Genomic DNA, 15,041 nt, shown 5'->3' with positions numbered 1-15,041 from the left:
CCACCTTCTGATATACAAAAAATATATGGCATCGATACATATTATGTATTTTTTATATAGATATGTTTTTGTTATAATGATAAAGGAAATTTTGAGAATGTTCAATAAGACATTACAGATAGGGGGATAAATCTTGAACTATTTATTAAAATTCGTAAAACCGTATAAAAGGCAAGTTACATTAGGTCCTATATTTAAGTTGCTTGAGGCTGTCTTTGAAATATCAATACCAACAATAATGATATTTATAACAGATAAAGGAATAGGAACAAAAAACATAAACTATATATTTGAAATAGGATTAATAATGCTTTCTATGGCAATTTTAGGTGTGTTATCATCTTTTACATGCCAGTATTTTGCATCTATTGCTTCACAAGGGTTTGGGACGGCTCTTAGAAATGAGATGTTTAAAAAGATAGGAACTTTTTCATATAATGAGATTGATGATTTTGGGACGCCATCTCTTATTAATCGTGTTACAAATGATGTAAATCAGCTTCAACTTGGTCTTGCAATGCTTATAAGACTTGCTATAAGGGTACCGTTTCTTTGCATTGGTGGAATTATAATGGCTATGTATCTTGATGTTAAATTGTCGCTTATAATGTATTTATCGATTCCATTCTTTGCTTTTGCAATATATCTTATTATGAATAAATCTCTTCCTCTATATAAGGTGGTTCAAAGAAAACTTGATAAGTTGTCGCTTATTTTAAGAGAAAATTTATCTGGAGTAAGAGTGATAAGAGCATTTTCAAGAGTAGAAGGTGAAAAGATAAGATTTAAAGAATCGAATGAGGAACTTGCAAGCACTGCAATTAAGGTAGGAAAAATATCTGCGCTTATGAATCCAGTTACAAGTGTAATAATGAATTTTGCACTTATGGCAGTAATTTGGTTTGGTGGAATAAGAGTAAATGTAGGTGGAATGACAACAGGACAGGTTATAGCTTATATAAATTATATAAATATGGTATTATCGGCGCTCATAGTACTTGCTAGCCTTATAGTTACTTTTACTAAAGCAGCAGCTAGTGCAGCTCGTGTAAATGAGGTACTTAGAGCAGAACCAAGTATTAAGTACAGTGGAAATTCTGAGTTTAGTAAAAATATTAATAAAGATATTCCAATAATTAAATTTGATAATGTATCTTTTTCTTATAAAGGATCTAAGGAAGATGCAATAAGTAATATTTCTTTTGAAATAAAAAGAGGACAAATGGTTGGGATAATAGGTGGTACAGGTTCAGGAAAAACTACTTTAGTTAATTTAATACCTAGATTATATGATACAAGCAAAGGAAATGTTTTGCTAAACGGAATTAATGTTAAAGATTATTATAAAAAAGAAATTGATAACAATATAGGGCTAGTTCCTCAAAAAGCCGTTTTATTTTCTGGCACTGTATCAGAAAATATAAGATGGGGCGCTCAAAATGCAAGCATGAGTGAAGTTAAGAAGGCAGCTGAAATTGGAATGGCAGCAGATTTTATAGAAAAAATGCCTGAAAAATATGACACATATATATCCCAAGGCGGAGTTAATTTCTCTGGTGGTCAAAAACAAAGACTTACTATAGCAAGAGCATTAATAAAGAAACCTGAAATATTAATAATGGATGACAGTTTAAGTGCTCTTGATTATGCTACAGATGCTGCACTTAGAAAAGCTCTTAAAGAAAATTCTAGTGATACAACTGTAATTATGGTAACTCAAAGAATAAGCACTGTAAAGGATGCTGATTTAATAATTGTATTAGATGACGGAAAACTCGCGGGAGTTGGAAACCATGAACAATTGCTTAAAGAGTCCGAAGTTTATAGAGAAATATGTAGCTCTCAAATTACAAAGGAGGCTATGTAAATGAAAAAAAGTACATTTTCTAGATTAATTGGTTATGTTTCAAAATATAAAGGATATATGTTTGCATCTCTGATCTTTGCGCTAATAAGTAATATTCTTATAGCATTTATGCCGTTAATAGTAGGAAGGTCCATTGATAACATAGTTGCTAAAGGTGAAGTTGATTTTGATGGATTAATTAAGACAATTATAATACTTGGAGTAATATATATAGTAAGTTCACTATTTACGTGGCTGTTTACTATAGTAGCTAATATTGTAGCATATAATACAGTAAAAGATCTTAGAAATGAAGCCCTAAATAAGATAAGCTCTCTGCCTTTAAAATACTTTGACAAAAATCCTCATGGAGATATTATAAGCAGACTTACAAATGATATGGATAATGTTTCAGATGGATTATTTCAAGGGATAACACAATTTTATCCAGGAATCATAACTATAATAAGTTCACTTGTTTTAATGGTAAGTTTAAGTTTTAAATTAACTTTAGTTATAGTTTTAATGACACCTTTTTGTTTCCTTATTGCTTCTTTCATTACAAAGAGGTCAAATAAAATGTTTAAAGAGCAGCAAAAGACTTTAGGTGAATTAAATGGTTATATAGAAGAAATCGTGGGAAGCCAAAAAGTAGTAAGACTTTTTGGATATGAAGAAAGAGCTCAGGAGAACTTTTCAGGAATTAATTCAAGGCTTTACAAGTGTGGACAGCTTGCGCAGTTTTATTCATCACTTACAAATCCAGCTACAAGATTTGTAAATAATATTACATATATTTTAGTTGGCCTTGTTGGAGGGATACTTTCGGTTTTAAGCGGGTTAAGTGTTGGTGTGATTTCAAGTTTCTTAACCTATTCAACTCAGTTTTCACAACCAATAAACAACATTACTAGTGTAGCCACTCAGATTCAAGCAGCTATTGCATCTTGTGAAAGAATATTTTCTATTATAGATGAAGAGCCAGAAAAAGCAGATTCTAAAGAAGTTGAAAATATAGAGAGCTGTGATGGAACTGTTGAGTTTGATAATGTATCATTTTCTTATAATAAGAAAGTTCCACTTATAGAAAATTTCAGCGTTAATATAAAAAAAGGAAGTACAATAGCTATTGTCGGACCAACTGGTGCTGGCAAGACCACTATAGTTAACTTGCTTATGAGGTTCTATGATTTAGACAAAGGTAGGATTACTATAGATGGCAAGAGCATAGATGATCTTACAAGAAATAATCTCAGAAGCCAATTTGGTATGGTGCTTCAAGATACATGGCTATTTGAAGGAACTATAAGGCAAAATATTGCTTATGGTAAACCAAATGCTACGTTAGAAGAAGTTGAAAATGCAGCTAAAGCTGCCTTTATTCATAGTTTTATAAAAAGACTTCCTGATGGTTACGATACGATTATAACTGAATCTGGGGGAAATCTTTCTGAAGGTCAAAAGCAGCTTTTGACTATAGCCAGAGTAATGTTAATTGATCCGCCAATGCTTATATTAGATGAAGCAACAAGTAATGTAGATACAAGAACTGAGCTAAAAATACAAAATGCATTTCTTTCAATGATGAAAGGGCGTACAAGCTTTGTTATAGCTCATAGACTTTCTACTATCCGAGATGCAGATATAATCCTTGTTATGAAGAATGGTAAAATTGTTGAAAGAGGGAATCATGAGGAACTTGTAAATAAAGGTGGAATTTATACAGAACTTTATAATAGTCAGTTTAAGCATCAGCTGTAAAAAGATGTTTGTATATTTAAAAAAATTTATATGTTAGTATAAATTGTATAAGTAATATCATATTTAATAATATAGCTTTTTTATCATGAGTCTCTTAAAGTTATAGAGGATCATAAATTTTTAAATGCATAAGAGGTAGAAAAATGAAACGTAATAATAGTAATAGTACTAAAAATATTAAGGGAGCGAGAATTACTATATTAGTTATTGCAGTTGCATTACTTGTAATTATAGGAAGCATAGTAGCAGCACAGAAATTTTCAACAGGCAGTAAAACGGTGCAAGCTGCTAGTAGCACGGGAGAAAGTAGTAATGATGATAAAGAAAATAGCGATTCAGTTAATAAGGAAAGTAATGGCAGTGTAGAAGATGTTGCATATTTAGAAAAGTATATTGAGCAGCAAGAGAAGAACCAAAAGCCTGATGGAGCTGATGGTAAAAAAGTTGCTTACTTAACTTTCGATGATGGCCCATCAACAACAGTAACCCCTCAAATTTTAGATATCCTTAAATCTGAAGATGTACATGCAACATTTTTCCTTATAGGAAAGTATGTAGATAAAGATGATGCAAGCAAAAACTTAGTAAAGAGGGAAGTAGCAGAAGGTAATGCAATAGGCATACATTCATATTCACATGACTATGGTTACTTATTTCCAAAGGGTAAAATAAACTTGGAGAATTGTATGTCTGATTTTGATAAAACAGATAAAGCCTTAAAAAACGTTTTGGGCGAAGATTTTTCGACACGATCAATCAGGTTTCCAGGAGGACAAGAAACGTGGAGCAAAAAGGATCCTCAAGGAGCAGAAAAAGTGGACAAAGCTCTACATGAGAAGGATTGGCATCAAATTGATTGGAATGCATTATCAGGAGATGCAGAAGGTACTCATAAAAAGAATGCAGATGAACTAACCCAGGAAGCTATAAAAAGTATTGGTAATAGAGAAAAGGCACTGATTTTAATGCATGATACTTATGGAAAAGAAGAAACAGCGAAGGCTTTACCAAGAATAATAGAATATTTAAAACAGCAAGGCTATGAATTTAAAATAATAGAATAATTAATTATTATCCCCATCTTATTTATAAAATAAGATGGGGACTTTTTGTTTTCTAGGACTTTATGTTCAGATTAAACATGTGGACATTGTGCCACTTGAGAGTATAAGTTATGAAAAAACACTAATTGAGAAAGTTAAGGTTCGTTAAGCTAATCGAAATTTAAAAATATAAATATGATTTTTATTACTTATATTGTTAATTTTAAGTTATAGTATAGTTTAAAGTGCATTATTTAAAGTGTATTGTATAAATAGCCATTAAAATAAGAAATTGGATTGATAAAATTTAGCTTTCATTTATACCTACATTAGTATAATATGTAAATTGATAAAATGAAATTTATGCGAGTGTTCTAAAGAGTGTAAATTAGTGATTATTGAAAATTTAAAATTGTATTTTAAGATAATATATGTTAAAGAACTAAGATTAGGAGTGAAGAATTTTGATACTTAGCAAAGAAGTAGTTATAAGACATAGTAAAGGATTGCATGCGAGAGTCTTGGCTATGGTTGTTCATAAGGTAAGCGAACTTGAGAAGAGATATGATTTAAAGTTTTTTATAATTTATAAAGATAAAAAGAAAATTTTAGCCACAAGTCTTATGCCCCTGGTTTTATTGAAGGTAAAGCAGAATGAGAAGATTATAGTAGAAGTTCATGGAGAAGATCCCAAAGAACCGCTAGATGAATTATGCGATTTTCTACAAAGTGATTTTGATTTAGAAGATAAAAGTACTATTAATCAAGTTGATAACATAATAAATAATAATACTATAACGTTGGAGCATGTATTTAGTAATATACCTAATGGAATTATTGCTACAGATGAGAAAGATATAATTTCAATATTCAATGAGGAAGCAGAAAGATTATTAGGGATATCTTCTGGTGATGCTATTGGTAAAAAAGTATATGAAATAATAGAATTCACAAATCTTCATGAAATAAATAGAACTGGCAAATCAGAGTTAATGGTAAAAGAAATAATAAATAATAGAATATTACTTATAAATAGAACTCCAATAATAATAGACAAAAAACCTAAAGGTGCATTAGCAGTATTTAATGATATTTCAAAATTAGAAAAAGTTAAAGATGAACTAAAAACAGTGAAAGATTTGAAAGAGAGGCTACAACTTATATTAGAAACAGTACAAGATGGTATATGTGTTATAAATTCAGATGGATATATAACATACGTAAATAAGGCATATCTTAGAATTTTGAACGAAAAAGAAGAGGATATATTAAATAAAAATATTACGGATGTATCCCCAGATGGTGCAAGAATTAAAGTACTTAAAACAGGAGAAAGTATCATAGGGGCTATAAGTTATAAGGAAAATGGTGTAATAATAGTTTCAAATGTAAACCCTATAGTAATTGACGGAGAGATTACAGGTGTTGTGTCCATAGTTAAAAATGTAACAGAAGTTCAAAAGCTTTCAGAAAAATTAACTCAGGTTTCTGCAAAAGCTGATTATTTGGAAGAAGAGCTTATGAGAACTAAAAAACCTGATTCAGCTTTTTCAAAGTACATAGGTCATAGTGGTAAGATATTAGATGCACTAGCTACAACATTAAAAGCAGCGAAAACAGATACTACAGTATTAATAAGAGGAGAAAGTGGTACAGGAAAAGAATTAATTGCAGAAGGAATACATTTTTCAAGTAAGAATTCCAAAGGGCCTTTTATTAGAGTAAATTGTGCAGCAATACCACAAAACTTATTAGAAAGCGAACTTTTTGGATATGAAAAAGGAGCTTTTACAGGAGCTATAAAAAGAAAATTAGGTAAATTTGAATTGGCTCAAAATGGTACTATACTTTTAGATGAAATAGGAGAAATGGATAAGAGCATGCAGGCTAAAGTTTTAAGAGTAATTCAAGAAAAAGAATTTCAAAGAATCGGTGGAGAAGAAACTATAAAAATAAATGTTAGAATAATTGCTGCGACTCACAGAAATTTAGAAGAAATGGTAAAGTCAATGGAATTTAGAGAAGATTTATATTATAGGCTAAATGTAATTCCAATATTTTTACCACCTTTAAGAGAAAGAAAGCAAGATATAGCGCCTTTATTAGAGCATTTTATAGATAAAATAGGTAAAAGGATAAATAAAAGAATAACTATAGTAACAAATGATGCAATGGAATCTCTATTAGAATACAAATGGCCAGGGAATATAAGGGAGTTAGAAAATCTGGTAGAGAGAATAATGGCTTTAAATGAAACAGAAGTAATAGAATTAAGTGATCTTCCGTCTTATATGAGAAAGGATATAAATACAGTTAACAATGCAATCAAAATTAAAAATAATAATGAAATAGACATGCTTATTGAAGCAGATGAAATATTACCACTAAAGGAATATGAAAAAATTATAATAGAAAAAGCACTTAAGAAATATGGAAGTTATAATGCTGCAGGGAAGGCGCTAGGACTTACTCATAAAACAGTAGCTGCAAAGGCAAGACAATATGGAATAGAGAAAAAGGTAACTTGGGAATAAAAAATAGCAAGTTGGTAAAAAGTATCATGATAAAAAAGAACAACTTGATATTTTTTACCAAGAGGTATACTATTTATATTACAATTTCCTGTAAATGTTTACTTGCACTTTAGGCTAGAAGGCTTGAAAATACACACTTTTAAGTATATTTAATTAGTAATTGAAATTTTGGCATGAGTATTGCTCTATATAAAAGTACAAATATAAATAAAAACAAATCAAGATTATCTACATATATTCTAAAAAGTTTAATTCATGAAAGTTTATCTTAGACTATTAATCAGATAATGGAAGTTAGATAATTTTATAATCAATGAATTATATTATTTAGAACTTACATATATATTGCAAAAATAATTCTTCATCATAATTCTAAAAATATTAAAAGAATTTTAACCGTAATTGTGAATTGTGAAATGTGCATTGTGATCTGCAACATATATATAAATTAGATATAAATAATTTTAATCATAAATAATATTTAAATATGGGAGGAATAATTTTATGAAAAAAATAATTAATGATGCAAATTTAGTACTTGAGGATATGTTGAAAGGAATGGTAGCTGCACATCCAGAATATATAAAAAAATTAGAAAATGCAGATGTTTTAGTAAGAGTAGATTCACCAATAGATGGAAAGGTTGCTTTAGTAAGTGGCGGAGGAAGTGGACATGAGCCAGCTCATGGAGGATATGTAGGAAAAGGAATGCTTGATGCAGCAGTAGCAGGAGCAGTGTTTACATCACCTACACCAGATCAAGTATATGAAGCAATAAAAGCTGTAGATTCAGGTAAAGGGGTTTTACTTGTAATTAAGAATTATACTGGGGATGTTATGAATTTTGAAATGGCAAAAGATATGGCTGAAATGGAAGGCATTAATGTAAAAACTGTTGTAGTAAATGATGATGTTGCAGTTGAAAATAGCACTTATACAGCAGGAAGAAGAGGAATCGCAGGAACAGTATTTATACACAAAATAGCAGGTGCTAAAGCTGAAACAGGAGCTAGTCTTGAAGAAGTTACAAGAGTTGCAGAGAAAGTAATATCAAATGTTAGAAGTATGGGAATGGCTATTTCATCTTGTATTGTGCCAGCTGCTGGTAAACCAAATTTCACATTAGGAGAAAATGAAATGGAAATTGGTATGGGAATTCATGGGGAACCAGGAACTCATAGAGAGGAAATAAAAACAGCTGATGAAATTACAGAACATTTAATGAGCAAAATTCTAGAAGATATCAAATTGAGTAGTGGAGAAGAAGTAGCAGTCATGGTAAATGGATTATCATCAACACCACTTATGGAGTTATATATAGTAAATAAAAAGGTAAATGAAATATTGGAGGAAAAAGGGGTTAAAATTCATAAAACATTTGTAGGCGAATTTATGACATCTCTCGAAATGGCTGGATTTTCAATAACAGTGCTAAAACTTGATAGTGAATTAAAAGAATTATTAGATGCACCAGCTAACACACCAGCATTTAAAGTAATATAAAGCAAAGTTTTTTAGGTAGAGTTTTTGAGATTAGATGAATTTAGTAGAGCGTATCTAAGAGTGTGACGGATTCTACTACCAAAGAATTATAATTTAGATGAAGCTTTATTTAATATATAAGCATCATCTAAATTAGCCTATATAGGAGGAATAAAGATGAGTATTCAAGGAAAGAAAGTAATTGAAATATTAGAGAAAATAAGTGAAAAGATAGATGAAAATAAAGCATATTTATCGGAGCTAGACGCTGCAATTGGAGATGGAGACCATGGACTTAATATGAACAAAGGGTTTAAGGCTGTAATAGAAAAGATAAAAGATGATGATGGAAATGATATTGGAGGTATACTAAAGAAGTCAGGAATGGCATTAGTATCTAATGTTGGCGGAGCTTCAGGCCCATTATATGGAACAGCTTTTATGAAGGCAGCTGTAAGTGTTAATGGAAAATCGGAAATTGATATTAATGATTTCGCAAAGATGCTAGATGAGGCTCTTGAAGGTATAAAAATGAGAGGTAAAGGTCAAGCTGATGATAAAACTATGATAGATGCTATAGAGCCAGCATTAAAGTCAATAAAAGAAGGCATAGATAGCGGGCTCGACGTCAAGGAAATTTTAAAAGCAGCAAAAGAAGCTGCATATAAAGGTGTAGAGCATACAAAAGAAATTATAGCTAAAAAAGGAAGGGCAAGTTATCTTGGAGAAAGAAGTTTAGGTCACCAAGATGCTGGGGCTACATCTTCTGCAATAATATTAGAAACAATATATGAAGCTTTAAATTAGTAGTTCTTATTTTGATTTACGTCAAAATAGTCGTTGAAGGAGAATATATATGGTAGGAATAGTAATAATATCACATAGTAAAAATATAGCAGATGGAGTAAAGGAATTAGCAAGTCAAATGGCACCTAATGTAGATATAGGTGTGGCTGGAGGAACGTCAGATGGAAGAGTTGGCACTGATATGGAGAAAATATCAGCTGCAATAGAAGGTGTTTACTCTGAAGATGGAGTAATTATTATTTTTGACTTAGGTAGTGCTTTTATGAATGCAGAAATGGCAATAGAATTTCTAGATGAAAAGATGAAGGGAAAAATAAAGATAGTAGATTGCCCAATAGTTGAAGGAGCAGTAACAGCGGCAGTTGAAAGTAGTATAGGTAAAAATATTGAAGAAATTGAAGAAGCATTAAAACCCATGAATCTAGGAAAAATGCCTTGAAGTAATAAAATATAGATAAACAATATATGGTTTAGATTTATGTTATAGGCTACAGAAATTATAAATATTTCTATTAGAGATATGAACTTAAATATGTTTATCTAATAAATCAAATCTTTAAAATGCTTAGCCATAGTTATTCAAAAAAGAATATTTTAATAATATCTATACAGCTTAAGAAGATAGTTTCTATAATATAAATAGAAATTTATCTTCTTAATTTTTTACAAAGTATATATATTTCAATTTACAATGCACATTTCACAATTCACAATTGCGGATAAAATTCTTGAAATTTTTTTAGAGTTATGATGAAAGATTATTCTTGTAATATATATCATTTTTCGTGATGAGACATTAGTGACATCATCATTAATAACTACAATAAAGCATATTATAAATGAAAGCTAAAAGTTATTATAGATAACACAACCAGAAATGAGTAATCATTTATGAGAAAGTACTATAAATAATTATCTATTCTAAAATGTAAAAAATGTATTTCATGTATAATTGAAATTTATAAATATTGACTTGAAAAATTTTAGTTGATACTATTAAATTGAGAATTGTTATTAAAGGAGAGGGATTATGGAAAAATATACACTAAAAATTATTGATATAATCGATGAAACAGATAATACAAAAACATATTTTTTTGAAAAACCAGAAAATTTAACATGGGAACCTGGATCGCATACTCATATTGGGCATATTGGGTTTGATATTGGTGATCAGCCTAGGAAAGAATGGGTAAGACACATGTCTATCATAACTTTGCCGGAGGAAAATAAAATTGCAATAACAACCAGAGTACCAGGAAGCAAATCTGAATTTAAGAATAAGTTAGCTGAATTAAAAACTGGTGATGAAGTTGTATTTTTTAAGATAGGTTCAAGAATGGGGTTAAGACGTATAAATAGACCTATAATCTTAATATCAATGGGAGTTGGAATAGCTACTATGAGACCTCTAATTTTATCATTTATTAATGATAAAACTAATATCCCATACCTGCTAAATATAAATATAGACTCATCAGATAAATTTGTATTTAAAAATCAATTAGATAAATTAGCAGATGAAAATTATAAGAATTATTGGATAAATTCTAGAACATCATTCTATGAAATGCTCAGCAAATTAATGAAATCAGAGAATGCTATTTATTATGTAGTTGGAAGTGACGCATTTATAAAGGATATTATTCAAAGATTAAGAGTAAATAGCATCAAAATTGAGGAGATTATTATAGATAGAAAAGATGAGAGAAAACAAAAATTTTTAGAAGGTTAAAGATGATTAAAAGGGTTCCTTCTCTCATTTTTATTGAGAGAAGGAATAATATTTGCTTTATTACTGGATTCCAGGAATTTTAGGAAGACATGAGAATCCTTTTTCTAAGTCCTTATCGGTTGGAATGTAATCTTGCATTGAACCATTTAAATAGGATTCATAAGCGGTCATGTCAAAATATCCTGTACCTGTTAATCCAAAGAGGATTGTTTTAGCTTCTCCTGTTTCTTTACATTTTAAAGCTTCATCGATTGCACCTCTGATAGCATGAGAGGATTCAGGGGCTGGAAGAATAGTTTCATGTTTTGCAAAGAAAACAGCAGCCTCAAATACTTTAGTTTGTTCTACAGATATAGCTTCCATGTATTCATCATGATAAAGTTTTGAAAGAATAGGAGACATACCGTGATACCTAAGACCTCCGGCGTGATTGGCTGATGGAATAAAGCTGCTTCCAAGTGTATACATCCTTGCAAGAGGAGTAATCTTACCAGTATCACAGAAGTCATATGCATAGCGTCCTCTTGTTAATGAAGGACAAGAAGCAGGCTCCACAGCAATAATTCTAGGATTAGCTTTTTCAGTTAACTTATCTTGCATAAATGGAGCAATTAGCCCACCAAGGTTAGAACCACCTCCAGCGCAGCCAATTACGATGTCTGGATACTCATCGATCATCTCCATAGCAATTTTTGATTCTAAACCTATTATTGACTGATGAAGTAGTACTTGATTTAGCACAGATCCTAACACATATTTACAGCCATCGGTAGTAACAGCTTTTTCTACAGCTTCAGAGATTGCACATCCAAGACTCCCTGTACTATTAGGATCTATTTCTAAAATTGATCTTCCAGCGTTAGTTGTATTACTTGGGCTTGGAATAATATTTCCATCAAAAGTTCTAATTATTGATTTACGGAAAGGTTTTTGTTCATAAGAACATTTAACCATGTAAACTGTAAGTGGAAGATTATAATAAGAACAAGCCTCTGCTAGAGCAGTACCCCATTGACCAGCACCAGTTTCTGTGGTGAGGCTTGTCAATCCTTGTTTTTTTGCATAATATGCTTGAGCAATTGCTGAATTAAGCTTATGGCTTCCAGAAGTGTTGTTTCCTTCAAATTTATAATATATTTTAGCAGGAGTTCCTAGAGCCTTCTCTAAATTGTATGCTCTAATTAATGGTGATGGACGGAACATCTTATAAAATTCTTGTAATTCTTCAGGAATATCGATGTAGCGAGTTGAATTATCTAGTTCTTGTTTTGCAAGTTCTGTGCAGAATACAGGATATAAATCTTCAACTTTTACAGGTTGAAAGTTTTGTGGGTTTAGCATTGGATCTGGAAGTTCCTTCATATCTGCACGAAGATTATACCATTGTTTTGGTATTTGATCCTCGGTAAGATAAATTCGATGTGGTATTTTTTTCATAATTAATAGCCCCTTTCAGTTATAAAGTAAAAATTCTTAAATATAATTTTGTATTTTAGCTAAATAGGTTGAAATATAAGCATATTAGATTTTTTTATGTATTTAGAATTATAGAAATTAACGAAATAACCAAAACATATTAAGTTTTTACGTAATAAACTTATAATTCTAATCACAAAAATTAATCAATATACATAACAAAAAAAGACCTTTGTCCAGTATTTCTACTAGGACAAAAGTCGATAACTTCTGCGGTACCACCTAAATTGGCTAAAATAAGCCCACTCATTAAATGTACATAATAATACACTTTCCTATAATAACGAATGGAAAATCCGTTGGGCATTACTAAGCTTAACATGAATATAAGCTGTTCCTCCCACCCTTATAAGTCCATTCGACATAGTCTGTATTGCTGTAATCTCACCCTCTACAACTCTCTTTAAATCATTTAACTAGGTCTACTACTCTTAATCAATGGTTTGTAAAAATATTCAATTATTTCCATGGAATAATTATATGCACTAAAATAAAAAATGTCAATTATTTTTATTTGCTATATTATCGCTTAATTCATAATACTTTCATTGAGATTATATTTTTAAAAACAATAATGTATTCATTATACTTTATAAGAATAGTAAAATATATTATAGTAAGGAATTATTTTATCAATTCTCCATTTTGATATTTTTTATGCCTATAAATTTACTATAGTATTACATAATATTAACTGAATTACAATTAACTCTAAGCAAGGAAATAATAAATAATAAATAATGAATTGGAGTGAATCTATTGAAAAGATGTTCTTTAATTATTTTCATTATTATTTTTATACCAGTCATTTTTTGGGGGGGGTTATTTAGGCCCTGGATCAGCTGATTATAGTTATAAATTATCTAGCAAATATATAATTTATCATCCAAGTTCAGATTGTACCGAATTAGATAAAAAGGAAAATAGAAATATGACTGTAATTGTAGACAGTAGGGTTAGTGGCATAGCATGGGATGAAAATTTTATACTAGCCGAACAAACAAAGAATAATTCTAAAAATTATTGGATTATAGATGTAAAGCAAGATAAAGTATATGGGCAACTTAAGTATGAAGATTTTGATAAACATCGGTATTTTCTGAAAATTGATAGTAAATTAAGGCTTGAAAATCCTGATAAATATAAAAATTTAGATCCAAGTAATAAATAACAAATTGTTTTTCTTATGCAGAAATATTCCATAATTATAGATTTGATGATTGGCATAATCATTAATCTTGTTTATACTATATCTTATGAAATAATTTGATAGTATTTTACACATTGACACAAGCGCATTACAAAATAACAAAAATAAATGTAGAAAAATGAAATAGATATAAAGTTTTGTGTAGCTTACAATGTTAATTCGTAAAAATAAAGAGATATTAAAAATTAGGAGATTTGTAAGAATGTATTTACATTAAATTCCAATTGTGATATAATTATGTTTGTGTTGTGATAGATAAAATAAAAATTCTGTGAGTTATTTTTAAACTCACTTGGATGATTTTTTATATAAATTATTCATGAATTTATTCGAATTATAATTATTATTTAAAGAATAAAAAAGGACGTTCAATTATAATAACTTACCATCTCGCGTAATTGGTACTTACGTTTTTAAAGCAATATAATTATACTAGTCCTAAAAATATAAATAATGTTTCAACTATATATTTGTTCTATCGTTATTTGAAGAGTTTTAAAATTATAGAGATTAGATTGAGTAGCTCACTAAGAAAAAGAAATATATTTTTCATTAAATCCTTATCGAAACGCCTTTTTGCATGTGCACGTTTCATATGCTACGCCTCCATAATATATCGATTTGAGATGGCATAATAATTATAACATTAATTGGTAAAAAATACAAATTAGCATTCATGATATGTTAAGCAGTAGTAGGAGAATTTCTACTACTATTTTTAGTTTTAAGGGAAAAAATATATAATATGATAACTAATATGATGTTTCATTGTTAAATCAAACTATGTATCTATAAGATATGTTAAATATTACTAAATATTACTGTGCTTAATTATGATAGGCATTTTTAGATGTTATTCTAATTAAATTTATTATATATTGAAATTATGTTGCTATATTCAAGTCTCAATTGAATATTTACCTAATAGAGTTTTGAATGAAAATTTATTATCTGGGTATATACATTAAAATAAGTTATAGTAATTTTTAGATAATTGACAATTAATTAACGATCATGATATTATATGCATATACATATAATATCTGTTTTAATAAATTTATTTTTATTAACACTACTTTACAATAAAATTAACTGACTCCGTCATGCGAAGCAATAAAATCTATTACATCTTTAGCAGTTGATATAT

The 15,041-nt window shown here is 29.5% G+C and carries 10 protein-coding genes and 1 other annotated feature; of the genes, 9 read left to right on the top strand and 1 reads right to left on the bottom strand.

Features of this window, described 5'->3' with window-relative positions; genetic code table 11:
• Positions 1–133 precede the first annotated feature (133 nt).
• The 8 genes from ACJDTP_RS17240 to ACJDTP_RS17205 all read left to right on the top strand — a co-directional run bounded on the left by ACJDTP_RS17240 (position 134) and on the right by ACJDTP_RS17205 (position 11,208).
• Positions 134–1,867 carry an ABC transporter ATP-binding protein gene (locus tag ACJDTP_RS17240; protein WP_406761932.1) on the top strand — a complete coding sequence of 578 codons (1,734 nt, stop codon included), beginning with the start codon at positions 134–136 and terminating at the stop codon, positions 1,865–1,867.
• Complete coding sequence (locus ACJDTP_RS17235; RefSeq protein WP_171771298.1) at positions 1,868–3,607, top strand: ABC transporter ATP-binding protein; 1,740 nt, start codon at positions 1,868–1,870, stop codon at positions 3,605–3,607.
• A gap of 143 nt (positions 3,608–3,750) precedes the next feature.
• Positions 3,751–4,671, top strand: a complete 921-nt coding sequence (locus ACJDTP_RS17230) for a polysaccharide deacetylase family protein (protein WP_406761931.1) — start codon at positions 3,751–3,753, stop codon at positions 4,669–4,671.
• A 443-nt stretch (positions 4,672–5,114) separates the two neighbouring features.
• Complete coding sequence (locus tag ACJDTP_RS17225) at positions 5,115–7,184, top strand: sigma 54-interacting transcriptional regulator (protein ID WP_406761930.1); 2,070 nt, start codon at positions 5,115–5,117, stop codon at positions 7,182–7,184.
• 504 nt (positions 7,185–7,688) lie between these two features.
• Entirely contained in the window at positions 7,689–8,687 is a 999-nt protein-coding gene (gene dhaK / locus ACJDTP_RS17220; protein WP_041897559.1) for a dihydroxyacetone kinase subunit DhaK, read from the top strand.
• A gap of 156 nt (positions 8,688–8,843) precedes the next feature.
• Positions 8,844–9,473 (top strand): dihydroxyacetone kinase subunit DhaL, encoded by a 630-nt coding sequence (gene dhaL, locus ACJDTP_RS17215; RefSeq protein WP_406761929.1) that lies wholly within the window; start codon positions 8,844–8,846, stop codon positions 9,471–9,473.
• Positions 9,474–9,522: 49 nt separating this feature from the next.
• Positions 9,523–9,912 carry a dihydroxyacetone kinase phosphoryl donor subunit DhaM gene (gene dhaM / locus ACJDTP_RS17210; RefSeq protein WP_077842217.1) on the top strand — a complete coding sequence of 130 codons (390 nt, stop codon included), beginning with the start codon at positions 9,523–9,525 and terminating at the stop codon, positions 9,910–9,912.
• 591 nt (positions 9,913–10,503) lie between these two features.
• Positions 10,504–11,208: a ferredoxin reductase domain-containing protein gene (locus ACJDTP_RS17205; RefSeq protein WP_406761928.1), complete on the top strand. Its 705-nt coding sequence runs from the start codon at positions 10,504–10,506 to the stop codon at positions 11,206–11,208.
• 60 nt (positions 11,209–11,268) lie between these two features.
• Here ACJDTP_RS17205 and ACJDTP_RS17200 read toward each other — a convergent pair whose 3' ends face one another.
• Positions 11,269–12,645: a TrpB-like pyridoxal phosphate-dependent enzyme gene (locus ACJDTP_RS17200; protein ID WP_406761927.1), complete on the bottom strand. Its 1,377-nt coding sequence runs from the start codon at positions 12,643–12,645 to the stop codon at positions 11,269–11,271.
• A 225-nt stretch (positions 12,646–12,870) separates the two neighbouring features.
• Positions 12,871–13,132, bottom strand: a binding site (T-box leader).
• A 483-nt stretch (positions 13,133–13,615) separates the two neighbouring features.
• Between ACJDTP_RS17200 and ACJDTP_RS17195 the strand changes: the two genes are divergently transcribed.
• Positions 13,616–13,855, top strand: coding sequence for a DUF3997 domain-containing protein (locus tag ACJDTP_RS17195; protein ID WP_406761926.1), 240 nt, complete (start codon positions 13,616–13,618; stop codon positions 13,853–13,855).
• The last annotated feature ends 1,186 nt before the right edge of the window (positions 13,856–15,041 follow it).

Origin of the sequence: Candidatus Clostridium helianthi, assembly GCF_045310795.1 — a bacterium.
GTDB lineage: Bacteria > Bacillota > Clostridia > Clostridiales > Clostridiaceae > Clostridium > Clostridium helianthi.
This window is presented reverse-complemented; position numbering and strand designations above follow the sequence as displayed.